Source organism: Arhodomonas sp. AD133 (genome assembly GCF_051195215.1).
Taxonomy (GTDB): domain Bacteria; phylum Pseudomonadota; class Gammaproteobacteria; order Nitrococcales; family Nitrococcaceae; genus Arhodomonas.
In genome coordinates this window covers 16149-42662 of sequence record NZ_JBNAZM010000009.1, presented here as the reverse complement: position 1 = coordinate 42662, position 26514 = coordinate 16149, and the positions used below count along the sequence as shown (strand labels likewise).

The 26514-nt window shown below is 67.1% G+C and carries 20 protein-coding genes and 1 pseudogene; 13 read left to right on the top strand and 8 right to left on the bottom strand.

The window, feature by feature from the left end:
* Nucleotides 1–135: 135 nt before the first annotated feature.
* The 3 genes from speB to ACPEES_RS07650 form a co-directional block, all read right to left on the bottom strand.
* On the bottom strand, nucleotides 136–1095 hold the full coding sequence (gene speB, locus ACPEES_RS07660; protein ID WP_435102715.1) for an agmatinase: 960 nt from the start codon (nucleotides 1093–1095) through the stop codon (nucleotides 136–138).
* A 153-nt stretch (nucleotides 1096–1248) separates the two neighbouring features.
* A complete protein-coding gene (locus ACPEES_RS07655; RefSeq protein WP_435102713.1) occupies nucleotides 1249–2595 on the bottom strand; it encodes an FAD-binding oxidoreductase in 1347 nt (448 codons plus the stop codon).
* 18 nt (nucleotides 2596–2613) lie between these two features.
* Complete coding sequence (locus tag ACPEES_RS07650; RefSeq protein WP_435102711.1) at nucleotides 2614–3990, bottom strand: glutamine synthetase family protein; 1377 nt, start codon at nucleotides 3988–3990, stop codon at nucleotides 2614–2616.
* Between the two features lie 157 nt (nucleotides 3991–4147).
* Here ACPEES_RS07650 and ACPEES_RS07645 point away from each other — a divergent pair, with 157 nt between their 5' ends.
* Nucleotides 4148–4867, top strand: coding sequence for a GntR family transcriptional regulator (locus ACPEES_RS07645; protein WP_435102709.1), 720 nt, complete (start codon nucleotides 4148–4150; stop codon nucleotides 4865–4867).
* Between the two features lie 184 nt (nucleotides 4868–5051).
* Here the strand turns inward: ACPEES_RS07645 and ACPEES_RS07640 are convergent, their stop codons facing one another.
* The gene (locus tag ACPEES_RS07640; protein WP_435102707.1) at nucleotides 5052–5870 is read right to left on the bottom strand and encodes a gamma-glutamyl-gamma-aminobutyrate hydrolase family protein; all 819 of its coding nucleotides are present in this window, start codon (nucleotides 5868–5870) and stop codon (nucleotides 5052–5054) included.
* A 130-nt stretch (nucleotides 5871–6000) separates the two neighbouring features.
* Here ACPEES_RS07640 and ACPEES_RS07635 point away from each other — a divergent pair, with 130 nt between their 5' ends.
* From ACPEES_RS07635 to ACPEES_RS07625, 3 genes are all read left to right on the top strand, one after another.
* Nucleotides 6001–7503, top strand: coding sequence for an aldehyde dehydrogenase (locus tag ACPEES_RS07635; RefSeq protein WP_435102705.1), 1503 nt, complete (start codon nucleotides 6001–6003; stop codon nucleotides 7501–7503).
* A 50-nt stretch (nucleotides 7504–7553) separates the two neighbouring features.
* Nucleotides 7554–8933: an aminotransferase gene (locus ACPEES_RS07630; RefSeq protein WP_435102703.1), complete on the top strand. Its 1380-nt coding sequence runs from the start codon at nucleotides 7554–7556 to the stop codon at nucleotides 8931–8933.
* A gap of 163 nt (nucleotides 8934–9096) precedes the next feature.
* The gene (locus ACPEES_RS07625) at nucleotides 9097–11280 is read left to right on the top strand and encodes a sensor domain-containing protein (RefSeq protein WP_435102701.1); all 2184 of its coding nucleotides are present in this window, start codon (nucleotides 9097–9099) and stop codon (nucleotides 11278–11280) included.
* A gap of 9 nt (nucleotides 11281–11289) precedes the next feature.
* Here ACPEES_RS07625 and ACPEES_RS07620 read toward each other — a convergent pair whose 3' ends face one another.
* The 3 genes from ACPEES_RS07620 to ACPEES_RS07610 form a co-directional block, all read right to left on the bottom strand.
* Nucleotides 11290–12105: an endonuclease/exonuclease/phosphatase family protein gene (locus tag ACPEES_RS07620; protein ID WP_435102910.1), complete on the bottom strand. Its 816-nt coding sequence runs from the start codon at nucleotides 12103–12105 to the stop codon at nucleotides 11290–11292.
* A 241-nt stretch (nucleotides 12106–12346) separates the two neighbouring features.
* Complete coding sequence (locus ACPEES_RS07615) at nucleotides 12347–12964, bottom strand: thiol:disulfide interchange protein DsbA/DsbL (protein WP_435102699.1); 618 nt, start codon at nucleotides 12962–12964, stop codon at nucleotides 12347–12349.
* A gap of 368 nt (nucleotides 12965–13332) precedes the next feature.
* A complete protein-coding gene (locus ACPEES_RS07610) occupies nucleotides 13333–13974 on the bottom strand; it encodes a c-type cytochrome (protein WP_435102697.1) in 642 nt (213 codons plus the stop codon).
* A gap of 280 nt (nucleotides 13975–14254) precedes the next feature.
* Here ACPEES_RS07610 and ACPEES_RS07605 point away from each other — a divergent pair.
* The 9 genes and pseudogenes from ACPEES_RS07605 to yihA all read left to right on the top strand — a co-directional run.
* Nucleotides 14255–14547: pseudogene (locus ACPEES_RS07605) on the top strand (ThiF family adenylyltransferase); the annotation flags it as partial.
* A gap of 24 nt (nucleotides 14548–14571) precedes the next feature.
* Nucleotides 14572–14859, top strand: a complete 288-nt coding sequence (locus tag ACPEES_RS07600; RefSeq protein ID WP_435102908.1) for an acyl-CoA dehydrogenase family protein — start codon at nucleotides 14572–14574, stop codon at nucleotides 14857–14859.
* Nucleotides 14856–16100, top strand: coding sequence for an MFS transporter (locus ACPEES_RS07595; RefSeq protein ID WP_435102695.1), 1245 nt, complete (start codon nucleotides 14856–14858; stop codon nucleotides 16098–16100). The genes ACPEES_RS07600 and ACPEES_RS07595 overlap by 4 nt, the downstream gene beginning before the upstream one ends.
* Entirely contained in the window at nucleotides 16097–16642 is a 546-nt protein-coding gene (locus ACPEES_RS07590; protein ID WP_435102693.1) for a hypothetical protein, read from the top strand. Before ACPEES_RS07595 ends, ACPEES_RS07590 begins: the two co-directional genes overlap by 4 nt.
* 264 nt (nucleotides 16643–16906) lie before the next feature.
* The gene (locus tag ACPEES_RS07585) at nucleotides 16907–18823 is read left to right on the top strand and encodes a TonB-dependent receptor (RefSeq protein ID WP_435102691.1); all 1917 of its coding nucleotides are present in this window, start codon (nucleotides 16907–16909) and stop codon (nucleotides 18821–18823) included.
* A 10-nt stretch (nucleotides 18824–18833) separates the two neighbouring features.
* A complete protein-coding gene (locus tag ACPEES_RS07580; protein WP_435102689.1) occupies nucleotides 18834–19880 on the top strand; it encodes a methyltransferase in 1047 nt (348 codons plus the stop codon).
* Entirely contained in the window at nucleotides 19877–21121 is a 1245-nt protein-coding gene (locus ACPEES_RS07575; RefSeq protein WP_435102687.1) for an MFS transporter, read from the top strand. The genes ACPEES_RS07580 and ACPEES_RS07575 overlap by 4 nt, the downstream gene beginning before the upstream one ends.
* A gap of 264 nt (nucleotides 21122–21385) precedes the next feature.
* Nucleotides 21386–22363, top strand: a complete 978-nt coding sequence (locus tag ACPEES_RS07570; protein WP_435102685.1) for a helix-turn-helix transcriptional regulator — start codon at nucleotides 21386–21388, stop codon at nucleotides 22361–22363.
* A gap of 162 nt (nucleotides 22364–22525) precedes the next feature.
* A complete protein-coding gene (yihA, locus tag ACPEES_RS07565; RefSeq protein WP_435102683.1) occupies nucleotides 22526–23149 on the top strand; it encodes a ribosome biogenesis GTP-binding protein YihA/YsxC in 624 nt (207 codons plus the stop codon).
* Nucleotides 23150–23731: 582 nt separating this feature from the next.
* Here yihA and polA read toward each other — a convergent pair.
* The gene (gene polA, locus ACPEES_RS07560) at nucleotides 23732–26455 is read right to left on the bottom strand and encodes a DNA polymerase I (RefSeq protein ID WP_435102681.1); all 2724 of its coding nucleotides are present in this window, start codon (nucleotides 26453–26455) and stop codon (nucleotides 23732–23734) included.
* Nucleotides 26456–26514: the final 59 nt, after the last annotated feature.

Genomic DNA, 26514 nt, shown 5'->3' with positions numbered 1-26514 from the left:
CTTGGCCCTGAGGCACTAGTGCCCGTTCATCCTGGTGTCTTCGCGCAAGAGCGCTACACCCGGTCGAAGCAGGAGAAAAGGGGGGGTGAGCCCAGGCGCCCGCCCCCAACACGCATGAACGGAAAGGATTGGCTCTCAGCCCTTCGGCGTCTCACCCGCCGCACGCCGGCGGTCGGCGAGCAGGCAAAGGTAATCGTGACCCAGGGTGGCGGCGGCGATGGCGGTGATCTCGGCGTGGTCGTAAGCGGGTGCCACCTCCACCACGTCCATGCCGACGAGATTGCGATCGCCGAGCCCGCGCAGGATCGCAAGCGCCTGGGCGCTGGTGAGACCGCCGGCCACCGGCGTGCCCGTGCCTGGCGCATAGGCGGGGTCCAGGCAGTCGATGTCGAAAGTGAGGTAGGCCTTGTGATCGCCCACCACGTCGGCGATGGTCTCGATCACCGCCTGCGGGCCGTTGGCATGCACCCAGGGCGCATCCAGCACCGTGAATCCACGGGGCTGGCTGTGGGTGCGGATGCCGATCTGCACTGAGCGCTCCGGGTCCACCAGGCCCTCCTTGACCGCGCGGGTGAACATGCTGCCGTGATCGAGCCGCCCCGGCTCGTCCGGCCAGGTGTCCGGATGGGCGTCGAAATGGATGAGCGACAGCGGCCCGTGTACGTCCACGTGGGCGCGCAGCAGGGGATAGGTAACAAAGTGATCACCGCCGAAGGTGAGCATGGAGGCGCCCCCGGCGAGTATCCCGGCGGCATGGTCCTGCACGGCCTCCACGACCGTTTCGGGATGCCCGAAATCGAGGAAGCAGTCACCGTAATCGCTCACCGCGAGGTACCGGAACGGATCGAATCCCCACGGGAAGGCCGGCAACTCGGCGAGCTGGGTGGAGGCCTCGCGCACCGCGCGCGGGCCAAAGCGCGCACCGGGGCGGTTGCTGGTGGCGTTGTCGAAGGGGATACCGGTAACGGCCACGTCCACCCCGGTCAGATCCCGCGTGTACTTGCGTCGGAGATAGCTCAGGGCGCCGCCGTAGGTCATGTCCGCGGCGCGCCCGTAGAGGCTCGCCTTGCGAAAGGCTTGATCACCCGAGTGCATCGCAGTCTCTCCCAGAAGTCGTGTCCGTGGTGCGCTCACCGCAGACGTCCCGGACCGGAAAAAAAGCGCACCCTCCGTGGTGCAAAGTCGTCCGTGGCCGGTCGGTAAACGTGACTCGGTGGTGGCGGCGCGCGGCGTGAAGCGCGCGCCGGGCTACAGCCCCAGCTTCTCGCGTGCCTGGTAGTACCAGGAACCGAGCACCGACAGAGGCACCCGCAGCAGCCGGCCACCGGGGAACGGGTAGTTGCGCAGACTGGCGAACGCGTCAAAGCGCTCGGGCTCGCCATCGATCGCCTCCGCGATAAGGCGCCCGGCGAGATGTGTGGTCGTGACGCCATGGCCGCTGTAGCCGTGGGTGAAGTACACACGATCGTGCAGCCGCCCCAGGTGCGGAATACGCGTGAGTGTCAGCGCGAAGTTGCCGCTCCAGGCGTAGTCGATTCGCACATTCGCGATCTCCGGGAACGTGCGCGCGAGGTGCGGGCGCAGCTTGCCGATGATGTTGGCCGGCGTGGTGCCGCCATAGACGGTGCCGCCGCCGAAGAGCAGGCGGTGATCGGCGGTCATGCGATAGTAATCGAGCATGTAGTTGCAGTCCTCGACGCAGGTACCGGCCGGCATCAGCCGCCGCGCGGTCTCCTCGCCGAGGGGTTCGGTGGCGATCACCTGGGTGCTCACCGGCATCACCTTGTCGCGCAGCGCCGGAACCGCGTGCCCCAGGTAGGCGTTGCCGCAGACCACCACGTGGTCCGCTTCCACCGCGCCGTCGGCGGTACGCACCGTAGGGGTCGCTCCGGAGACCACCTCGGTGACCGGGGAATCCTCGTGTATCACGCCACCCAGCCCTTCCAGCGCCGCGGCCTCGCCGAGCGCGAGGTTGAGTGGGTGGATGTGGCCGCCCCAGCGGTCGAGCAAGCCGCCGACATAGAGGCCGGTGTTCGTGTGATGGCGAATGCCCTGCTCGTCGAGAAGCTCCAGCCCGGAATGGCCAAAGCGCTGCCAGCTCGCCACCTGGCCCTCCAGTTCGTGAAGCTGGCGGCGGTTCAGGGCGGCGAAAACCCCGCCTTCGCGCAGATCGCAGTCGATGCCGTAACGCGCGGCCCGCTCGCGAATGATGTCACCGCCCTCGAAGGCCATGCTGCCCAGGGCCTCGGCGGCGGCGGTGCCGTAGCGCTTCTCCACAACGTCCAGATCACGACTGTAGCCGTTGACGATCTGACCACCGTTGCGCCCGCTGGCGCCCCAGCCGACCCTTGCGGCCTCCAGCACTACCACGTGGTAGCCGCGCTCAGCGAGGGACAACGCCGTCGCGAGCCCGGAAAACCCCGCGCCGACCACGCACACGTCCGCGCGCTCACGGCCGGCGAGCGGCGGGCGCGGCGGAGCCGGGTGCGCGGTTGCGGCGTAGTAGGAAGCCGCGTGCGGCGTGCCCGTCGCCGCCGGCTCGACGCGGCGCTCGGCAGTGGTGGACGATGACGTGGCGTTGGCGGTGGTATTCATGGCTCCCCCGATTAGGCCCTAGATGGTCCCGAGGTAGGCGTCGTACTCGCTCGCGGGCACGTCCCGGCGCAGCCGCTCGCGCTCCTGGCGCTTGCAGGCCGCGAACCAGCGCCGATACGTCTCCCCGAGGTAGTCGGCCACGAACGGCGAGCGTTCGAATGCAGCGATCGCCTCACCCCATTCGTCGGGCAGGCTGGCGGCGACCTGCTCATAGGCGCTGCCCCGCGTCTGTGGCGGTGGCTCGACGCTGCCGGTGATGCCGTAATGAATACCCGCGAGCACGTTGGCGACGACCAGATACGGATTGGCGTCGGCGCCGGCCACCCGGTGCTCGATACGGCTCGCCGACGGCTCGGCGAGCGGCAGGCGCAGCGCCGTGGTGCGGTTGTCCACGCCCCAGGTGGGTGCCATGGGCACGTGACTGCCGGGTTGAAAGCGCCGGAAGGAGTTGGCGTGGGGCGCGCAGATGGCAGTGGTTTCCTCCATGGTCGCCAGCAAACCGCCCACGGCATGGCGCAACACGGTGCTCATCGCCTCGTCGCCGGCGAACACATTGCGCTGGTCCCCGTCGACGAGGCTCACGTGCACATGCATACCGTTACCCGACTGATCGCCGAACGGTTTCGCCATGAAGCTCGCCACCAGGCCATGGCGGCGCGCGCAGGCCTTGATGGTGCGCTTCAGCAACACGGCCTGATCGGCGGCCAGTAGCGGGTCGGCTACGTGGGTCAGGTTGATCTCGTACTGCCCCTCGCTTTGTTCGGCGATCAGGGTATCCGCGGGCAAACCCTGAGCCTCGCAGGCCTTTTCGATGTCCGCGAACAGGCCGTCCAGGGACTCCAGCTCATCCAGCCCGAAGAGCTGCGAGCGGCTGCCCCCGCGGGTCGCCATCGACGGCGGCCTGGGCCGACCGTCGGGACCGGGCTCGGCGTCGAAGAGACGGAATTCGAGTTCGGTGGCGACAACCGGCGTCACGCCGAGCTCGCCGAGCCGCGCCACGACCCCTGCGAGGATGTTGCGCGGATCCCCGGGAAACGGCCCACCTTCGGGCGTGAGCATCTGAAGCAGAAGCTGACCGCCGGGCCGCTCGCTCCAGGGCAGCGGCCGCAGACTGCCGGGCACCGGGTAACAGGTATGGTCCGCATCCCCGGTCTCGAAGATCAGGCCCGTCTCGGCAACCTCTTCCCCCCAGACGTCGAGCACCAGCGTGGATGCCGGCAGGCAGAGACCCTTGCCATAGAGGCGGGGCAACGACGCGGCCGGCAGGCGCTTGCCGCGGGCTATACCGTTGATATCGGTAATGAACGCTTCGACGAACTCGGGCTCCGGCGTGCGGCCGAGAAACGCCTTGACGTCTGGGGACACGGTGACCCCCGTGGGTACGCCGTCTGTCATGGCTGGGCTCCTCGTCTCCTCCTCGTGGCGCGATGCCGGTAGCGGCTGCGCCATTTGTGATCACAAATTAGCAGCCGCTGGGATGGACCGCAAGACTTTGTGATCAAATTTGGTATGATCGCAGTGAACCCGCCGGCTACGCGAAGGAGACAACGCCATGGCGGCACCGGCCAGCGCCCCTGACGAGACCCTGCTCACGCCCGTCGCCCTGGACGAGGAAGCGATTACCCGCCAGGAGTGGGTCTACCGCCAGCTCAAGGAGGCGATTCTCAGCGGGCAGTTCGTTCCCGGGCGCAGCGTGACACTGCGGGGCATCGCGGCGATGCTCGATGTCAGCCCCACACCCGTGCGCGAGGCGCTGCGACGGCTGGTGGCCGAACGCGCCCTGGAGGCCCACGGCAACCGCCGCGTATCCGTACCGCGAATGACCCGGGAGAAACTCGACGATCTCTGCGCCACCCGCGTGGCGTTGGAAACCCTGGCCGCCGAGCGTGCCCTGCCATCCATCGACAACGAACGCCTGGACCGCCTGTGGCAACTCAACGACCAGGTGGACGAGGCCATCAGCGCGGGGGACATTCCCGCGTATCTGCACCGCCACCGGCAGTTCCACTTCACCTTCTACAACGTAGGGCGCGCAGCGGTGGTGATGCCGCTCATCGAGAGCGTGTGGCTGCAGTTCAGCCCGTTCATGCGGCTGGCCATCCGGCACGTGGGCGTGGACTACCTCGTCGACCGCCACGCCGAGGCGCTACGCGCCGTGGAACGCCGGGACACCGGCGCCCTGCGTTTCGCAGTGGAAGCGGACGTGCGCGAGGGACTGGGCTCACTGACCGAGGCGGACTGGCAGAGCCTGGAGGCACGGGGGGAGGCGTAACGGCCGGCGGCCGTTTCTCGGTTGAAAGTGCAAAGTTGCAAGCTCCAAGTGGCGGCTGGAACGGCACGGTGGGTGCCGGCTTGGCCGCTTTCAACGTGAAACCTTGAACGGTTAACTAATGGGCGGCTACGCCGCGCCGCAGTCATGCCGGCCACGAGCTCGCTCGCGCTCGCCCGTGTCCGGCCTACGGCACGAACCCGCCACTTTCAACTTGGAACTTGCAACTTGCTACTGCGGCGCGCCTTCGGCGTGCCGCGTCTCCGAAGGCGGCGAACAGCGCACGCGAGAGGGGATTCTCAGCGAACTGCCACTCCGGGTGCCACTGCACGCCCATCACGAACCGATGACCGGGCAGGCGGACGGCTTCGATCAGACCGTCCGGCGCAGTGGCCTCCACCACGAGGCCATCGCCCGGGCGGTCGACGCCCTGCCCGTGCAGGGAGTTCACCATCACCTCCTCGCTGCCGGCGAGGCGCGCGAGCAGACCATCGGCGGCGAGGCGGACCGGGTGCGCCGGCTGGTAGCGCTCGGCGCGGGGCAGATCATGGTCTTCACGGTGATCCATGCGCCCGGGCCGCTCGTGCACGGCGGCGCACAACGTACCGCCACAGATGACGTTGAGCTCCTGGAAGCCGCGGCAGACCGCCAGGACCGGCAGATCCCTGTCGAGCGCGGCGCGCAGCAGAGCAAGCGTGGTCTCGTCGCGCTGAGGGTCGAACGGCCCCACACCCTCGCCGGCGCCGCCGTAGCGCCATGGTGCGAGGTTCGACGGGCTGCCGGTGAGAAAGAGTCCGTCCAGGCCTTCCAGGATCTCGTCCGGCGACATGAAACCCGTAAGCGCCGCCATTTCCGCGCCCTCACCAAGAGCCGGCAGCAACAGCGGCAACGCGCCAGCGCCATGCGCCAGCGCCGCAATGTACTTCTCCCCAACGCCGTGAAAGGACTCGCCCGAGACGTGCTTGACATCGACCGGCACGCCGATCCGCGGCCGCGAACCACTCATCGTTTCCTCCTCCACGGCGCCTGCGGGTGTTGCGCCGGTCGTTGCTCGGGACTATTGTGATCACAAAATCACGCAGACCGTCAACGCCGACGGACAGCGTCTGCCATTCATACGCGGAGGAGAACCAATCATGTCCCTGCCCCAGACCCAGCAGCAGTGGCAGGCCCTCGCCGAGGCCCTGAGCATCCGAAACCTAGCTTTCATCGATGGCCGTTTCACCGCAGCCGCCTCGGGCAAGACCTTCGAGTGCGTGAATCCGGCCACCGGCCGGGTGATCGCGAACGTCGCCGAGACCGACGCCGAGGACGTGGACCGCGCCGTCACCGCCGCCCGCGAAGCCTTCGAGAACCGCCGCTGGGCGGGGCAGCCGCCGGTGGCGCGCAAGGCGGTGCTGCGTCGCCTCGCTGGCCTGATCCGCGAGCACGCCGGCGAGCTCGCGGCCCTGGAAACCCTGGACATGGGCAAGCCCGTCGCCGAGAGCAGCACCATCGATATCCCCTCGGCGGCGGCCACCTTCGACTGGTACGCCGAGGCGATCGACAAGGTCTACGGCGAGACCGCTCCCACCGGCGATGACGTCCTCGCCACCGTTACCCGCGAGCCCCTGGGCGTTGTCGCAGCGGTGGTGCCGTGGAATTTCCCGCTCAAAATGGCCGGCTGGAAGGTGGCGCCGGCGCTCGCCGCGGGCAACTCGGTCATCCTCAAGCCCGCGGAACAGAGCCCGCTCACCGCCATCCGCCTCGCCGAGCTCGCGATGGAGGCCGGGCTGCCCGAGGGCGTGCTGAACGTGCTGCCGGGATTCGGCCCCACCACGGGCAAGGCCCTGGGGCTGCACCGGGACGTGGACGCCATCGGTTTCACCGGCTCCACGGAAGTGGGCAAGCTCTTCCTGCAGTACGCCGGCCAGTCCAACATGAAGCGTGTGGGCCTGGAGTGCGGCGGCAAATCCCCGAATATCGTCCTCGCCGACGCCCCGGACCTGGATGCAGCGGCTGCGGCCGCCGCCCAGGGAATCTTCCTGAATCAGGGCGAAGTCTGCACCGCGGGCTCGCGGCTCATCGTCGAGGCATCCGTGCACGAGACGCTCATTGAGCGCGTGGTCGAGCACGCCCGCGCCCGAACGCCCGGCGACCCCCTGGACCCGGCCACAAGGCTCGGCGCAATGGTGGACGACGATCAGATGCAGCGGGTGCTCGACTACATCGAAGTGGGCCGAGGCGAGGGGGCGACCGTGGCCACCGGCGGCCGGCGCGCACGGGAGGATTCCGGCGGTTTCTTCATCGAGCCCACCGTCTTCGATGGCGTGGGCAATCACATGCGCATCGCCCGGGAGGAGATCTTCGGCCCCGTTCTCGCCACCATCCCGGTCGCCGACGCCGAGGAAGCAGTGCGCGTGGCCAACGACACACAGTACGGCCTCGCCGCGGCCGTGTGGACCCGTGACATAAACCGAGCCCATCGGATCTCGCGAGCCCTGCGGGCCGGCATGGTCTGGGTGAACTGCTACGACGACGACGACATCACGGTGCCGTTCGGTGGGTACAAGCAGTCCGGCATGGGGCGGGACAAATCCCTTCACGCGCTGGAGAAGTACACCGAGCTCAAGACCACCTGGATCGCGCTCGGCGAGTAGTGTCCGGCGGGGTGCCCGGCACCCCGCCCTCGAGGAGGAGAACACCGCACATGACCGCTACCGCCCCCAACGTCGCTGCCGAGCACTGGCAGGCACTCGACCGCCGCCATCACCTGCACCCGTTCACCGACGCCGCAGCATTGAACGCCCGCGGCAGCCGGATGATTACCCACGCCGAAGGCGTCTACCTGTGGGACGCCGAGGGGCGGCGCCTGCTCGACGCCATGGCCGGACTGTGGTGCGTCAACGTGGGCTACGGCCGGCGCGAGCTGGTCGAGGCGGCCACTGCGCAGCTCGAGAAGTTGCCCTACTACAATACCTTCTTCCAGTGCTCCCACCCGCCGGCGACCGAGCTCGCCGCGCTGCTCGCCGAGATAACCCCGGCGGGCATGGATCACGTGTTCTTCACCAACTCCGGCTCCGAGGCCAATGACACCGTCATCCGCATGGCGCGTCACTACTGGGCTGCACGCGGCCGGCCGGACAAGCAGGTGCTGATCTCGCGACGCAACGCCTACCACGGCAGCACCATGGGCGGAGCGAGCCTCGGGGGCATGGCGCCCATGCACGCCCAGGGCGGGCTGCCCATTGCCGGTATCGAGCACATCGACGAGCCCAACTGGTTCGCCAGCGACCGCCGGCTAGACCGCGAAGCGTTCGGCGTGGAAATGGCGCGGGCGCTGGAACGGCGCATCGACGCACTCGGCGCCGAGCACGTCGCCGCCTTCGTTGCCGAACCGGTCCAGGGCGCCGGCGGCGTGATCGTGCCACCGGACTCGTACTGGCCGGAGATCCAGCGCATCTGTCGCGAGCGCGACATCCTGCTGGTGGTCGACGAAGTGATCTGTGGCTTCGGACGACTCGGGCAATGGTTCGGCAGCGACTACTACGGCCTCGAGCCCGATCTCATGCCCATCGCCAAGGGGCTGTCCTCCGGTTACCAGCCCATCGGCGGGGTAGTCGTGCGCGATACCGTGGCGGACGTGCTCGTCGACGCCGGTGGCGAGTTCTGTCACGGCTTCACGTACTCGGGCCACCCGGTCGCCTGCGCGGTCGCCGCCGCCAACGTGCGACTGATGCGGGACGAAGGCCTGATCGCTCGCGCACGCGACGAGATCGCCCCCCACCTTCAGCGGCGCTGGCGCGAGCTCGGCAGCCACCCCCTTGCCGCGGAGGTCCGTGGTGTCGGACTGCTCGGCGGCCTCGAGCTGGATCGTGAGGCCGCGCAGGGTACCCATTATGAACGCGCCGGTGCACTCGGCACGCTCTGCCGCGATCTCGCCGTCGAACATGGTGTGGTAATGCGTTCGGTGGGCGATGCGCTGGTGGTAAGCCCGCCCCTGGTCATCACCTGCGCGCAGATCGATGATCTGGTCGACCGCGCGCGCATGGTACTCGACGAAGCCGCCTCACGCCTGACAGGTTCCTGACGCTGGCAAGGCTTCCCGGGGCACGGGTGCTGAGGCGGTCACGATCCGGAAAGGAAGCGGTTTTCCGTCGACGCTGAAGCAGGTAGATTGGCACCCCTGTCACGATTTCATTTTCGGGCGTGAGGGGGCCCGGCGGGCCTTCGCCGCGGCGGGGGCTGAAGGCATGAGGGACGCCAGGACACAATTCACCGGCAAGGAATTGCAGGCGCTGCTGAGTGCGACCAGTGACGTCGTCGTGATTCTGGATCGCGACGGCCGTTACCTGCGGGTCAACGACTCGCCGCTCCTGCTCGCGCCCGCCGAGCAACTCCTCGGCCGCCGCGTCGACGAGCTGCTGCCGCCCGGGCCGGCGGCACGCTGTATCGAAGCGGTTCACGCCGCCATCGACGAGGCGCGCGTGAAGCGCCTGCACTACTGCCTGCCCTTTCCCCAGGGTGACCGGGAATTCGATGCACTCGTCCAGCCAGTGGACGAACACAGCGCGCTGCTGATCGCCCGGGATATCACCGCCCACCGGCGCATCGATGCGGCACTGGCCGCCCGTTACCGCGCCACGGCCCTGCTAGGGCGAATCTCGACGCGCTTCGTCAACCTGCCACCGGACCGCATCCACCGCGGCGTCGACGAAGCGCTCGCCGAGATCGGCGAGCACTTCCGCATCGACCGCACCTACGTATACGGCGTCGAAGACGGCGGGCGCTATCTCGTCAACAGCCACGGCTGGCGGCGCGAGGGCCTCGAGCGCCCCGCTATCGGTGACAAACGCGTCGCCACCGCGGAGCTACCCTGGCTGATGGAACGGCTGAACCGCCGCGAGACCATCTGCGTCGGCGACCTGAACGAGCTGCCGGCGGCGGCGGCGGGCGAGCGCGACATCTTCGCCGCGCGCGGGGCATGCGCGCTGATGCTGGTCCCTGTCGTGTACTCCGGGACGCTCCGAGGGATCGTGGGTTTCGATACCGTCGCAGCCCCGCGGGAGTGGTCACTGCAGGAGCGCGAATTCCTGACGGCGGTGGGAGAGCTCGTTGCCAGCGCCCTGCAACGCCGGGCTAGCGAGGAGCGCATTTTCCGCCTCGCCTACTACGACCGGCTCACCGATCTGCCCAACCGCCAGCTCCAGCGCGAACGTCTCGACCAGCGCGTGAGCGACAGCAGCGCTTTCGGCGTGGTACTGCTCGACCTCGACGACTCCCGACTCATCAACGACGTGCTCGGCCACCACGTGGGCGATCATGTCCTGCGCCAGGTCGCCAGCCGCCTCCAGGCAGCGCTGGAGCCGGGGGAGCTTCTCGGACGCTGGGGCGGCGACGAATTCCTGATGACCTTCCCCGCGCGTGATGGCGCCGAGGCGGCTGCGCGCGCCCAGGTACTGCACGATCACCTTTCCCGGGCCATGCGCATTGAAGGCCACGAAATGCGGCTATCGTGTTGTGCCGGCAGCGCGCACTTTCCCGACGATGCCAGCAGCGCCGATGGGCTGATTCGCGCCGCCGAGATGGCCCTGGGGCGTGCCCGCCAGCACGGCCGGGGGCAAACGGAACGCTACCTGCCTGCCCTGCGCGAAAGTGCGGCACGTCACAATGCGGTGCTGGTACGCCTTCGCCATGCCCTGGACCAGGGCGATTTCCGCCTTGTCTACCAGCCCCAGGTCAGGATTGGCGATGGGCACATAACCGGTTTCGAGGCGCTGCTACGCCTGGACGACCCGCACCTCGGAACGATCGCACCGGATGAATTCATCCCCATAGCCGAGCGCAGCGGCCTCATCCACGGCCTGGGGGAGTGGGTCATCCGCCAGGTCTGCGAGGATCTCTCCAAATGGCCGGGCACCGAACGCCCCCGCGTAGCGCTCAACGTTTCGCCGCGACAGCTTCTCGACGACTCGCTCTCCCGCTGTCTTGAGTACACACTCGCCCGGTACGGGCTGCCGGCCTCGCTGCTCGAGCTCGAGATCACCGAAAGTGTGCTCATGGAGCCGGACCAGGTAGGCATCGAGCATCTGCGACACTGCCGCCGGATGGGCATAGGCGTCGCGGTGGACGACTTCGGCACCGGCTATTCCGCTCTCGGCAAGCTCAAGCAGCTCCCCACCAGCGTGCTCAAGATCGATCGCTCGTTCATCCAGGACATCACCCACGACGAGGACGACCGCGCCATCGTCCGGGCCATCATCGCCATGGCCCGGCAGCTGCAGCTGACCACGGTGGCCGAGGGCGTGGAAACCTGTGCCCAACTCGACTTCCTCGGCGAGGCCGGATGCGACCTCTGCCAGGGTTACATCCTCAGCCCCCCGGTGCCCCTCGCCGAGGCCCAAAGGCTGTGGCACAGGCCGCTCACGCTCGCGTGAGCGGCCTCGTCAGGCGACCAGCACCACCTCCGGTGGCAGCTCCACTTCCATGGTGATGGGCAGATGGTCGGAAAGCGGATAGTCCAGCACTTCCGCGGCGCGGACGGTGATCGATGGCGATACCAGGATATGGTCGATGTTGCGCCTGGGTTCCCAGCTCGGGTAGGTGTGCAGCTCGTGCACCGGCTCGTGGAGATCCGTATGCCGGCGGAGCAGCCGCATCTCCGGGCTGTCCGACAGGCAGTTCAGGTCGCCCATGATCACGGTGTGCCGGTAACGGTTCACCAGCTCCGCAACGTAGGCAAGCTGGCGCAGCCGCGTACGACGCCCGAGCGCCAGGTGCAGTAGCACCACATTGAGACTTTCCGCCGGACCGCCGAAACGCAGCATCAGTGCACCGCGTCCGGGGATCATGCCGGGCAGCTTGTGATCCCGCACTTCCAGCGGCCGGAAGCGGGAGAGGACGCCGTTACTGTGCTGGGCGAGGCGGCCGATCCGGCGGTTGGTCTGGAAGTGCCAGTAAGGAAAATTCCCGCCACTGGCGAGATAGCGTGTCTGGTTGACGAAACCGCTACGCAGACTGCCCGCATCGAGCTCCTGCAGGCCGACGATGTCGAAGTCGCGGATGAGCTCACCGATGCGATCGAGGTTGCCGCGTCGCTCACCGTGGGGCAAAAGATGACGCCAGCCGCGGGTGAGGTAATGGTGGTAGTAGCGGGTCTCGATGCCGGTCTGGATGTTGTAGCTCATCAGCCGCAGGACAGCACCCCCGCCGGTGGCAGGCGACTTCGGGGGCGCATCGGCAGCGGTAGCGGTAGCGGCCATGGTCAGAGTGTGTTGATCATCCCCGGGCACGTCACGTCCCCGCTGCGGGTCGAGCCGTAGCTCCATGCTGGCTGCATTGCTCGTCGTTCATTCGGAACCACCAAATGGCCCTGATGCCGCCACGGTGACGCAGATAACGCGGCACGCCGCAGCCCAGCTACGCCGATTTCACCTGCCGGCGGCTCGACGGCCCGACCGAACATCGACCCAACGCGACGTGCCGGGGGGCAGCCAACAGGCCCTACTGCTGCTCCTTGTCGACGAGGTAACCGGCAACCTCCAGCATGCCGCTCTGGCCACCGGCCTCACGCACGCCGATGACGTACTTGCCGGCCACCGCCAGTGTCGGCGTCGCGCGAACGCCGTAGTCACGCACGAGGCGTTCGGCCCGGCGCATCTTCATGGTGACGGCGAAGGAATCGAAGGCCTTGAGCGCCTCCTCCTCGTCGACGCCCTGCTCGGCATAGAACTCGGCGATCGCTTCGGGCGACTCGAATCGGCGGCCGTCCTCGTGGATGGCGGCGAACAGCGGGTCGTGGGTCTTGTCCAGCACTCCCAGGGCATCGGCGACGTAATAGGCCTTCGCCAGCAGTGCCCAGGAATCGCGACCGAAGGTCACCGGCACGTGCTCGACGCTCACCGACTCGCTCATGCTCGACTGCCAGTCCTGGAGAAGCGGGTTGAAATCAAAGCAGTGCGGGCAGCCATAGGAAAAGAACTCGCGCACCTGCACCGCACCCTCCGCATCCACCGGTTGCGGCTCGGAGAGCACGCGGTACTCATTGCCCGCCTGGGGCTCGGCGGCAACGGCACCGAGAGAGAAAACCATCGCCAGCAAGGCTGCAGTCCATCGTGCCATTCTAAGCGTTCCTCTTGTTCTCGATCGGGATCATCGAATTCGGGTCGCCGCTGTCCGCCGGCGGCTATGCCCTGAACATGCGGCTCGGGAGGCGCGTCAGCACCACCGCCTCAGTGACCGCGGACGGCGCGCCGGGGTTCCCTGCACCGCACCGACACCCCGCCGAAGAGCTCCATTCTTGCGGCGGCCCGCGCACCGGCGCAAGCCCGGGGCAAGCGGCGGCGCGTGATGCGGTTCACGCACCGGCACGATGCATGCCCGCTTCGGTACGATGCACGCGCCAATCCAGAGATAGCCGGGCCACAACGACGAAGGGGCGGTGAAAAACCGCCCCCTTCTCGATCAACCACTTGGGTCGTCGGAATGTCCTACTCGCCGTCGGCACCATTATCCGGCAGGTAAAGCCCCGAAGCGAAGGAGGCGACCGCCTCGATCTCCTCGTCGGTGAGCGAGCTTGCGACATCAACCATGATCGTGGCCGCGTCGTAACCGTTACGCTCGCCGGAGCGGTATGCCTGGAGCTGGCTGACGAGATAGGTCGCCTTCTGCCCCCCGAGCTTGGGATAGCCCGCGCCCTTCATACCGTCGCCGCCGGGCCCGTGGCAAGCCGCGCAGGCGGGTACGTTGCGCTCGGGGATACCGCCGCGCCATATGGATTCGCCCTGGGCGGCGACGTCCTCGTTGGCGGCCCCGACTTCCATCTCCAGGCCCGCGAAATAGGCGGCGAGATCCTGCATATCCTGGTCGGACAGGTTGGCGACCTGGCCGGCCATCACCGGATTGTTGCGCTCGCCGCTCTTGAAATGCTTGAGCTGCTGATACAGGTAACCCTCGTGCTGCCCGGCGATATTCGGCCATTGGGGGTTGGCACTGTTGCCATTGGCGCCATGGCAGGCGGCGCAGGCGGCGGCTTTGCCCTTACCCGCCTCGGCATCACCAGCGGCATGGGCGGCAGAGGCAACGGCTAGCAGCATCGCAACGGCGATGACGAACAACCGGCTGTTGATCATGTTGCAGCGCTCTCCTGTAGCGGCTGGGCCTATCAGGGGATCAGGTTGGCTGGAATCGGGATCGCGCTAGCGCCCGCGTGCGCCCGCCATATTGCACGGCGGCGCAGCCCCTTGAAGCAGCCCGCATTTATACCAGCCGCCCCCCGGGGGGTCAATTTGGCAACCATCGGGCAGCGCGCCGCCGTTCGCCATTTGCTGACCCGTGCTCGCGGATTGATGGCTGGCAGACAATCGCTGCCGCTAGGGTCTTCTCAAGCAGCAGGGAGAGGGCCACTCGGTCATGAGACTACCGGCAATCGTCGAACCAGCAGCCACCTTGAGCAACGCGGAAATCGCCCGCTACAGCCGCCATCTGCTGGTGCCTGAAGTCGGAATGGACGGCCAGCGGCGACTGAAGAGCAGCCGGGTGCTCGCGATCGGAGCGGGCGGGCTCGGGTCGCCGGCATTAATGCGGGAGTCGGCACGCTGGGGGTCATCGATTTCGACACCGTCGAAACGTCGAACCTCCAGCGGCAGATAATCCATGGCGTCTCGGATGTGGACCGTTTGAAATCGGAGAGCGCCAGGGACACGACCGCCGAGGTCAACGCGGCGAAGATGGCGGCGGCCCGGGCACTCAACACGGCGTGCGATTCGGCCACCCAGGTGTTCGGCGCGGAAGGCCTCAGCGAGCTGACGCCGCTGTCCGGCATCTACAGGACGGCACGCGCCACGCGCATCATGGAATGGCACCGACGAGGCACTCGTCAGCGCGGTGGGACACCGAATCCTCGACCGCTGGCGCGAAGGCCGGACGTTCGATTTCGACGCACCCTCGCCCGATCAACGCCAGGAACACCACGAATGACGAGACCGGACCGACTGCTGCGAGGCATCGACCGATGACCGGAACAGGGAACGCCACGACCACTGTCCCGAGTCTTCAGTCCCCACTTACGCACGTTACGCTGCGGGTCGTGCTGATGGCCGCCATGACACTGCCGATGCTGGTGCTCTACGCCGTCAGCACACTGGGGCCGTTCATTACCCGGGACCTCGGCATCGAGGCCGGACTGCTCGGCTACTTCGTCATGAGCTCCTTCGGCCTGGCGGCCGTGCTGTCCCCATGGGCCGGCGCCTTTGTCGACCGCACGGGATCACGTCGCTCCGTCGTCATCCTTTTCGGTGCCATCGCCGCCGCATTCGGCCTGATCGCGACGGTACCCCATTTCCCTGGGCTGATCGCGGCCGTCGCTGTCTGCGGCATAGCCCAGGCGCTGGCGAACCCTGTGACGAACCTGCTGATCGCCCAGCGGATACCGCCGGCGAAAAAGGCCGCGGCCGTTGGACTGAAGCAGGCCGGAGTCCAGGTGGCCGCTTTGTTCGCCGGGCTGGCACTGCCGGGCATTGCCACTGCGTTCGGCTGGCGTGCGGCGTTCGGGCTGATAGCGCCTGTCGCCGCAGTGTTGGCGGTTTGCGCACCGTTGCTCACACCTGGCGAGCACACGCCGCGTGGCGTGGGTTTCCGTCTCGCACGCCCGAACCGGCTTCTGGGTCTGCTAATTGCAGTGCAGTTCAGCGTCGGTGTGGCGCTATCGGGATTCGTGACATTCCTGCCCTCGTTTGCGACACATCAGGGCATGCCGCCCGCCCAGGCCGGATCGATGGTGGCCGTGTTCGGTGCGACCGGCATCCTCTCGCGCATTCTGCTGACACCTTTGAGCGCGCGACTACGTGACGAGTCGCCGCTGCTAGCCACGCTGATCGTGCTCGCGGCGTTCGCCATCGTGGTGACGTTGTTCGCAGGCCCCGCCAGCCATTGGCGACTATGGACCGGCGCCGTAGGGCTTGGATTCACCGCGGTAGCAACCAACGCGATTGCCATGGGCATGCTGGTTCGCGATACCTCCTCCTTCGGCTCGGTCGCCACCACATCCGGGTTGGTGTCCGCGGCATTCTTCGCGGGACTCGCGGTCGGGCCACCCGGCTACGGTGCAATCGTGGCATCACCGGGCGGATACACGGCGGCCTGGATCGCCCTGATCGGCGTGTTGCTGTTCGGCTGTGCCCTGGCACTGGCGTTGCAAGCGGCCCGTCGCGGACACGACGCACGGCTGGCAATGGCGCCATCGAGGGGCCGCGAATGACGAGCTGCTACCGGCCCGGCAACAGCCAGCGGCTGACGAATCCCGAGCTCATCGATGCCCTCGGGGCGCTCGCCCGTCGGCTGGATGTCGTCGATGAAGCGTGCGGCAACGCCTTTCCGCTATATGCACGGGGTGGCGGCACCCGCTGGGTTCCGTCACGGGGCGGTTCCTGGATCGGCGGGTTCTGGGCAGCGTCGCGGCCGACGGCACTGCCGCCGGACAGGCTGGATACCCCCTCGGCGCCCCCCGATCCATCGGCGGCGGTGATCGCCGCACTCGCCATGCTCTTGGTCGCCAAGCTCACCCCGGACAGTGACCGGTGGCACGACCGTGCCCAGAAACAGATAGCCAGTGTCATTCACAGCCCGTTCTTCACCGGGTGCCGCAACGCCACCGCCCCCGAAACCCGGGGCGTCTTTCAAGGGTGTCGTTATCGCACGGAGCCGCAGACTCTGGAGACGGTCGAGTCGCCATGGGGCAGCTTCCTGCTCATGGCGACACTGGCCGTTCTGGCCGGGCACATCGCTCCCGACGATTGCTGAGCGACCGGTATCGCCCCCGATCGGGGATAACGGCGTCGACATCTGCCCAAACAGACACACCGAAGCGGCATGCCATGCGGTAACCCGGATGAGTACGGAGACCTACAGAACGTCATAATGGCAAAATTAATACTCAATAGTATTTGCGCCGTAAAATCGCGAATACCACTATCAGACCGACACAGCCGCAATGGCGCAACCGGCAGCCAGCCCCGTGGCCTCTGGCTCGTCCTTCTGCTGCTCGCCAACTCCGGCGCACCCGCCATGGCCGAGACAGAGCTGCCCGCAATCTCCGTAGATGCCCACAAGCAGCCGCAGCGGCTGGAAGACGTCCCCGCCAGCGTCTCGGTGCTCGATGGCTACGAGCTGGAAGCCGATGGCGTGGACGATCTCTCGACGCTTTCCCGGCGCGTGCCGGGATTCGGTTTCCAGCCGAGCGGCCAGTCCGGACTCAACCCGCCCGTCATGCGGGGGCTCTCCGCGGACCCGATGGCCTTCTCTGCCTCCACCCTGTTGCTGGTGGATGGCGTCCCCACCCTGATGGGCCAGGGTTTCGCGGACTCGCTGGTGGGCGTGGAACGGGTCGAAGTGCTCCGGGGTCCGCAGTCCACGCTGTACGGGCGTAACGCGGAAGCCGGGGTGGTGAGCATCCACACGCGTCAGCCGGACGAGCTGCCGAATGCCACGGTGTCGGCCGAAGCGGGCTCCCGCAAGCGCCGGTCGCTGCGTTTTTTCCTCGACGGGCCCATCGTTGGCGACACCCTCTACGCGAGCGCGTCCGGCGCATGGCTGAAACAGGACGGCTTCATAGACAACGACTACCGGAGTGCTACCGAGGACGACCGCGAGCGCCGTCATGGCCGGCTGGCCCTGCGCTGGACGCCGACGCGGCGTACCGAGGTGACCGCACGCTATGCCCACCAGTCGTTCGATGACGGCGGATCGCGCTGGGGCGCGGTGGATACCCCGAGGCTGACGGTACGCTCCGGAACCCCGAGCTGGAACCGGTCTTCCGGCGAGACCGTCTCCCTGGACATCGCCAGCCGGTTGAGCGAGCGCTGGCGGCTGCGCTCGATCACCGCGCGCAACGCATTCCATGACCGGGTTCAGCAGGACACGGACTTCATGCCCGGAAACCGCACACACATCGCGCGCGATTATCGCCTGCGTAACCTCTCCCAGGAGCTCCGCCTGGAGGGATCGCTCGGCAGCACGCGAGGTGTGGCCGGCGTGTACGGCGACCGCCAACGCAACGATCTGCACTTCGTGCAGAAACTCCCCATGGGCCGCACCATCACCGATGCCGACGTCGACACAAGCGCCGCGGCGCTGTTCAGCCACTGGAGCATTCCCGTCACGGGCCGCTGGACGCTGGCAACCGGCGCCCGCCTGGAGCGCAATGAAGTCACCCTCACCCCCACCGGTGACGACGACCGCAGTGCGGACTGGACACGCTTCTCGCCGAAGGTCGCGCTGCAATATGCCCTGAGCACCGAGGCCCGGGCCTACGTAAGCGTTTCCAAAGGATACCGGGCCGGTGGCTTCAATGCCTTCGCACCCGCCGCCGAGTTCGCGGGCTACGACCCGGAAACCGTGCGCTCATACGAGCTCGGCGTGCGTGGCCGTGCGATGGACGGCCGACTGCGGTATGCCGCCGCCGCCTACACCATGGACGTCCGGGACATGCAGGTGCAGCAGATGGCGGCGCCGGGGCAGGTGTTCATCACCAACGCCGCCTCGGCACGTTCCACCGGGGCGGAGATCGAGGCTGACTACCTGGCCGGCGCCGGTTGGCGGATCCGCACGGCGCTCAGCGCCAATCGCACGCGGTTCCGTCACTTCCGCGTCGGCGACGACGATTTCACCGGCAACCGCAATCCGTTCGCCCCGACCCTGACCGGCCACCTCGGCATCCGCTATGACGCGCCGCGAGGGTGGTACGCACGCGCCACGCTGAGCGGAGCGAGCGAGACCTACCTGGACGTGGCCAACGACAACCACCGCGACGGCTACCTCCTGCTCGATCTCGCCGGCGGCTACGTCGGCGACCGCTTCGACCTTACCGCCTACGTCCGCAATGCCACCGACCGGGAATATGACGCGGTCGGGTACCTCAACGGCATGGCGACCATCTACAGCCCGCCGCGCGAGGTCGGGCTGCGTGTGACCTATGACTTCTGACAGAGGTGCCATGGACTACAAGAGCTCTCACCCGCTGCAGCGCTACTGGGATCTGGCGCTGTGCTCGGTCAAGGCTGACGCCCTGCGAACGGCGTTGGAGCTGGATCTGTTCACGGCTCTCACCCAACCGGCTAGCGCCGCTGCGGTGGCGCAACGGCTCGACCTGGACCCGGCCAACACCGGGCACCTGCTCGAGCTGCTCTGGAGCATGGAGCTGGTGACCCGCGTGCGCACCAGCCGCGGAGCCGCAACCCCCTGGATGTACCGCAGCGCCGACGTCGCCCGCCGCTACCTGGTCAAAGACGCCCCCGAATACTGCGCCGGGGCCTGGGCATTTCGCCTGTCGTCGCTGCGGCGATTCGGGCAGCATCTTGGCGATCACCTGCACCGCGAGCCCACGGGAACGGGCGATGCGCCGGCAACGGCAAACGCATCGGCATGGGCGGCCGCGGCGCAAGCGCAAATCGGCCAGGAACAATATGCCGTGACCGCCCGGGCAGCGGTGTCGGTATTGGAGCGTGCCGGCGAGCTCCGGGACGCGCAACGCTTTCTCGACCTGGGCGGAGGCCCGGGCCTGGTGGCCATCGAGCTGGCGCGGGCGAACCCGGCACTGCACGGGGTGATCTACGATCTGCCCGAACCCGTGACCGTCGCACGTGACAACATCGAGCACGCGCGCCTGACCGCCCGCCTGTCCGTCCGCGGCGGCGACCTCATCGCCGACGGCATCGGCGATGGCTACGACTTCGTCTGGTGCTCGTCGGTGTTGCATTTCGTCCCGGATATCCGGGGAATGCTGGAGAAGATTCGCCGGGCCCTGCGCACCGGTGGCGTACTCGTCAGCGCCCATGCGGAGATCCCGGAGTCGGCCGTCGCGGCGGCACGCGTGCTTCCGTACTACCTGCCGCTGCTGATGCGCGGCTGCCATGTCACCCGCGAAGGGGAGCTTGCATCGGCCATGCAGGAGGCCGGGTTCGCCCACGTCCGGGGGTTCGAGGTCAGCAGTTTTCCCATGACGCCCATCCAGGTGCTGATCGCCAAGGCGGGGCCGGAATGACGACTCGCCAAGGATACGGCCTACACCACGCGGTCTTCGGATGGCTCAACTTCGCTCTGGCCACGCCGAGCATCTATCTCCTGCTCGGGTTGCCGCTCGTCATGCGCCAGCAGGGCTGGTCCGGCACGGAGATCGGGATCTTCCAGCTCGTCGGGCTGCCGGCCGTGTTCAAGTTCCTGCTGGCGGTGCCGGTGGAACGTTTCAGATTCAAGGGCGCCGGTTACAAGGCGTGGACCATCGTTCTCTGCCTGATTCTCGCCCTGCTACTCATGATAATCGGCTCGCGTGAGATGCTCGACAGCCACTGGACGCTATTTGCGCTCGCGCTGGGTGCGAGCCTGCTGGCAATCTGGGCAGACATCCCACTGAACGCCCTGGCGATCAGAACGCTTCCGGCATCGCAACGCCTGCGCGCCGGAAGCATCCGTTCGGCGGTTCTGTTCCTGGGCGCCATCGCCGGCGGCGGCGTCATGCTGGTCTTTCATGCCCAATGGGGCTGGCATGCGCCTTTTGTCCTGATGGCGGCCTTCCTCGCCGCGGGCGCGGCGTCGCTTGCCATGGTTCGTGAGCCGGTATCGGCGGGTCCGTTCCGGCCGGCGGCCGGCGCTACGCGGGTACTGCGCGGCTATTTCGGTCAGACTGCGGCAGGGCCCTGGACGTGTCTGCTGGTCTTCTGCTTCCCGTTCCTCGGCGCGGCCTGGCTGTATCTCAAGCCCCTGCTGCTCGACCATGGTCTCGGCGTGACCCCGGTAGCCTGGATCGCCGGTGTCGGCGGCGGTGCCGTCGGCGCCGCCGCTAGTCTGGGTGGCGGACGCTTGACCCGGATGTTGGGGGTGACCCGCGCGGCCCCGGCATTCGCCGGTCTCGGTCTCGCCGCCCTGGCCATGCTCACCGCCCTAACGTGGGTGGACGCGGGAACGACGGCACTCGTGGCTGCCGCGGCACTGGTTGCGGCAGCGACCGGCACCACCTCGGCAATGGCCTTCGGCCTGATGATGTACTTCACGCGGCCGCGGTTCCAAGCCGCGGACTATGGCATCCAGGCGAGCCTGTTCACCCTGAGTCGGCTGGCAGTGCCGATGTTGGCGGGTATGCTCCTCGACCGCTTCGGCTATCCCGGCATGCTGCTCGCCCTTACCGTGGCAATGCTGGGCGTGCTGGCACTCGCGATGGCGAGCCGCCACGCAATCGCCGCGGCGGCGCAACAAGCGCAAGACATCACACCCGAAGCGGCCTGCTAGAGATGATGTTTCGACCTGCCCGTCCCCAACGTTCCGTGGGGCATGTTGCGGACGGCGTAACCCTCTGACACAGCGCCACATTGAGGAGGGCAGTTCAAAACATCACATCCAGAGCCTGTTGACACATCGCGGTTTCAGGGCAGGTAACCATGCTTGCAACGGCCCGGGGTCCAACCACGGAACGCTGGCGGCTGTTGACCGGCAGAAGCGGTACCATTAGCATCTTTTTGTGCAAATGACTCTCATTTGTAACAAGGAACGCGCATGGATAATCGCGCAGCCGCCACCAGTCACCGGCGAAACGTCCTGCTCCTGGATGAGCATTTCAGCACCTATCGGCCGCTGCCCATCGGCAGGTGGCACCGCCGAAGCCTGCCGGCCGTGGAGGGGGAAACACAGTTCGTCACCGGCCGTATCTGCTCGGATATCTCCATCACGCGAAGCAACTGCTGGTTCCGGCACCCCTACCATTCGTCCATTCGATATCCCGAGCCCATGACGCTGCTGGTATTCGGCTTGCGCGGGCGCACGGAATTCACGTTCGCGGACAGCACCGTGCGCCACCGTGTCGAGCCCGGTGACGTATGGGTCATGCAAACGGCGGACGCACACCTCATCCGGCGCACGCCGGCTGGCGAGCACAGCGAAATGGCGGTGATCAAGTATGCCAGCGGGCGAATCCGGCAGGCATTCGGAGCCGCTGTCGGCGGACACGACATCCCCGCACTTACCACCGTCCGAGTGGGGCGCCGGGAATTGACGCAAATCTGGATCTCGCGGCTGGTGAACAACCCGCTGGACTCGCCCGCGGACAGGCTTTTGGCGGAAGGCCACTGCCTGGAACTGCTCGGCCGCTGGATTACTCCGATCGCCCGGGGGGACAACCGCGAGCATCAACGCCTGTCCGAGTGCGACCGGAGAAAAGTCCATTGCGTGATCGAACGGCTCGCCAGCGACCTCGTCACGCCCCCGTCGCTGGAGGCACTCGCCGCCGATGTGGGCATGAGCCATACACGGCTGAACCGATGCTTTCGGCACCTGTACGGGCAGACGGTCTTCGACTGGCTCCGCGAGTATCGTCTGGAACAAGCCAGGTTGGAGCTCCGAAGGGATCGATTCAGCATTACCGACATCGCCTTCATGTTCGGGTTCAGTAGCGCCAGCCACTTCGCCCAGTCGTTCCGCAAGCGTTACGGATGCACGCCCTCGGCGCTACGGCGAGGAGGCGCAACACCGCCGTGACAAGACCGGGGCTCTCCCTTCGGACGCGTCATGGTGCTGCCGCCTTGCGACAGCGGCGCCATGACGCGCCGAAATACAACGAATTCGTGTTCCAGGGCACTAGCCCTCCCGGCGCGCCATCTGGGAGAATTCCCGGCTACCCTAACCACCGCGCCGACCGACATGAATCCGCTCTACCACAAGGCCCGTTTCCTGCTGAGCGCGCCCGACGTTAGCCATCTGCCGCCGGATACCGGCTCGGAAGTCGCCTTCGCCGGTCGCTCCAACTCCGGTAAATCGAGCGCGATCAACGCCCTCACCGGACAGAAATCGCTGGCGCGCACGAGCAAGACACCAGGCCGCACCCAGGCGATCAACGTCTTTCCCCTGGACGAGAGCCGCCGGCTCATCGACCTGCCGGGCTATGGCTACGCCAAGGTGCCGGCGAAGATGCGCGCGCACTGGCAGCGGGCGCTGCCCGAGTACCTCGCCGCCCGCGAGAGCCTGCGCGGACTGGTCATCATCATGGACGTGCGCCATCCGCTCACCGACTTCGACCGGCAGATGCTCGAATGGTGCGTGCAGGCGGGCCTGCCCGCCCACGTGCTTCTGACCAAGGCGGACAAACTCAAGCGCGGCCCCGGCATGAGCACCCTGCAACGCGTGCGCTCCGAGCTCGACCGCGACTTCCCCCAGACCAGCGCGCAGCTGTTCTCCGCCGCCAAGGGCGACGGCATCGAAGCGCTGCACCGACAGCTCGATGAGTGGCTGGAGGAAAGCGAAAAGCAGCAAGCGGAAAGCTACTAATCCGATCATAGGTAATGCCACGTGTCAGCGAGGCTGTCGGGCGTTCTCGCAAGGCGCGAGGAGCGTGGTGTAGCAAGCGCTACATGAGCGACGAGCGCGAAGCGCTGGCCGACATGCCGGCACCGGAGTGTCGGCTGCGGGGCGCGGAGGGCGGAGCCCGTGCGGGGAGAGTCGGCTGCCAAGAGCAGCCGACCTACCCGGCTGGATGAGTGGCTGGGAGTTGAGTGAAAAGCGGCAAGTGTAAAGTTCAAAGTGGCAACCGCCACCACGATCGGCATCGTTGTGCTTTGAACTTCACACTTTGAACTCGCGGCCGCTGGCCGCGGACAGAAAAAACCCCGGGAGCCATGGGGGGTGGCGCCCCGGGGCAAGCGACCCGACCTTGGGGGCAGGGCCGGGTCGAGTTGGCCCGCTTTCCTGTAGAGGAGGGACTAGCGGGCCGCGCCGGGCACTGGCGCTAACTATAATGACAGCATAAATGGCAAAAGGTTCCAGTCCCGGCGTCGACGAATTCGCAACCACTCGTCGGGCACCCCTCAAAACGCCTGTGAACCGCGCCACAAACCGCCGCGATTCGCACGCTCAGTGCGCGGCTTCCCAGTTCTCGCCGACACCTACTTCCACCTCGAGCGGCACCTCGAGCTCCGCCGCGGCCTGCATGTAGTCCGCGACGCGTTCGGCAATCGTTTCCACATCGGACTCCGGAACCTCGAAGACCAGCTCATCGTGTACCTGCATGACCATGAACACGTCGTCGTGCTCACGCGCGAGCCAGTCGTCGACACGGATCATCGCCCGCTTGATGATGTCCGCCGCGGTACCCTGCATGGGCGCGTTGATGGCAGTGCGTTCCGCATACTGGCGGCGCTGGGCGTTGCGACTGCTTATCTCGGGCAGGTACAGCCGGCGGCCGAAAACGGTCTCGACGTAGCCGCGCTCACGCGCCTCGCGCCGGGTGCGTTCCATGAATTCGTGCACGCCGGGGTAGCGCTCGAAATAGCGGTCCACGTACGCCTGGGCATCACCGCGTTCGATACCGAGCTGGCGGGCGAGACCATAGGCGGACATGCCGTAGATCAGGCCGAAGTTGATGGCCTTGGCGGCGCGCCGCTGCTCACCGGTGACACTCTCCGGCGCGCTGCCGAAGACTTCCGCGGCGGTGGCGCGATGAATGTCCTCGCCGGCGGCGAAGGCGCGGGTCAGCCCCTCGTCGCCGGAGAGGTGCGCCATGATGCGCAGCTCGACCTGCGAGTAGTCCGCCGCCATCAGCCGGCAGCCCTCGCGGGGGATGAAAGCACGGCGGATGCGCCGTCCTTCCGGGCTGCGCACCGGGATATTCTGCAGGTTGGGATCGGATGACGACAGCCGCCCCGTGGCCGCCACCGCCTGATGGTAGGAAGTATGTACGCGCCCGGTTTGCGGGTGGATGAGCTTCGGCAGCTTGTCCGTATAAGTGGACTTGAGCTTGGCGAGCCCACGGTGTTCGAGAATCAGCCGCGGTAGCTCATGGCCACGGGCGGCGAGCTCCTCGAGCACCGACTCGGCCGTCGACGGCTGGCCCTTGGGCGTCTTCTGTAGCACCGGCAGGCCCTGACGCTCGAAAAGAATCTCCTGGATCTGCTTGGGAGAGCTCAGGTTGAACTCGCCGTCGGCAGCAGAATAGGCCTGCGCCTCGATAGCATCCATCTGCTCGGCCAGCTCCCCGCTCTGACGGGCGAGCAGATCGCGGTCCACCCGAACGCCGGTGCGCTCCATGCGCGAAAGCACCGGCAGCAGCGGCATCTCGATGTCCCGGAATACCGTCGCCGGCCCGGCCAGGGCCTCGAGCTGTGGCCACAGCGTCTCGTGCAGCCGCAAGGTGATGTCGGCGTCCTCGGCGGCATACTCCGTGGCCGTGTCCACCGCCACCTGATCGAAAGTGAGCTGCTTGGCACCTTTGCCCGCCACATCCTCGAACTTGATGGTCTTGTGCCCGAGGTACTTCTGGGCGAGGGAGTCCATGTCGTGGCGAGTGGCGGTGGAGTCGAGACAGTAGGACTCCAGCATGGTGTCGAAGCGTACCCCTGCCAGGGTGATGCCGTAACGCGCGAGCACCGACATGTCGTACTTGAGGTTTTGCCCCACCTTGGCCTGGGCGTCGTCCTCGAGCAGCGGGCGCAGGCGTTCGAGTACAGTTTCGCGGTCGAGCTGCCCGTCCGCCCCCTCGCCAGTGTGGGCCACGGGCACATAGGCCGCCTCGCCGACGGTCACGGCGAAGGACAGCCCCACGATATTGGCGTTCATGTATTCAAGGCTGTCGGTCTCGAGATCGAAGGCGAAGCACTGCGCCGCCTGCAGGCGCTCGATCCAGCGCGTCAGCGCCGCCTCGTCGCGCACACTCTCGTAGGCCGCGTCGACCTGCTCGGTCTCCGCCTTGCCAGCGTCCGGATCGTCCGCCTGAAGCTCTGCCAACCATCGGCCGAACTCGTAGCGACGGTATAACTGTGCGAGCCGATCGACATCGGGCTCACCGCGCTGAATACCGTCAGGGCGGACATCCAGCGCCAGGTCACAGCGAATGGTGGCCAGGTCCCGCGACAGGAACGCCTGCTCCCGGTTCGACTCGAGCTTCTTGCCCAGACTCTTCGCGCCGCGCACCTTGACCTCCGCGACCTCGTCGAGACGCGCGTACATCGCCTCCAGGTCGCCGAAGTGGCCGAGCAGCGCCACCGCGGTTTTCGGCCCCACCCCGGGCACACCGGGGATGTTGTCCGAGGTGTCCCCCACGAGCGCCAGGTAGTCGACGATCTGGCCGGGCTCCACGCCGAACTTCTCGCGCACGCCCTCCACGTCCAGCACCGTGCCGGACATCGTGTTGAGCAAGGTCACCCGGTCGTTGACGAGCTGCGCCATGTCCTTGTCGCCGGTGGAGACCACCAGCTCGCGGCTCGCCGCATGGGCCTGTACCGCGAGCGTACCGATGACGTCGTCGGCCTCCACCCCCGCGACCTCGATGAGTGGCAGCCCCATGGCCTCGACGATCTCGGTGAGCGGTCCGCGCTGGCTGCGAAGGTCATCCGGCATGGGCGGACGATTGGCCTTGTATTCATCGAACAGGTCATCGCGGAAGGTGCGGCCGGGGGCATCGAAAACCACGCCGATGGAGCTGCCGGGATAGTCCTCCAGCAGCTTGCGCAGCATGTTGACCACACCGTAGATCGCACCGGTTGGCTCGCCGGCGCTCGTCGACAGCGGCGGGAGAGCGTGGTAGGCACGGTAGAGATAGGAGGAGCCGTCGACCAGGATCAGGGGGTTGTTCTCGCTCATGGCTGGGTGCCCGTGGCTGTCTCGGTGTACGTCGGGTGTCGGTGCGGGCGCCTGCGCGC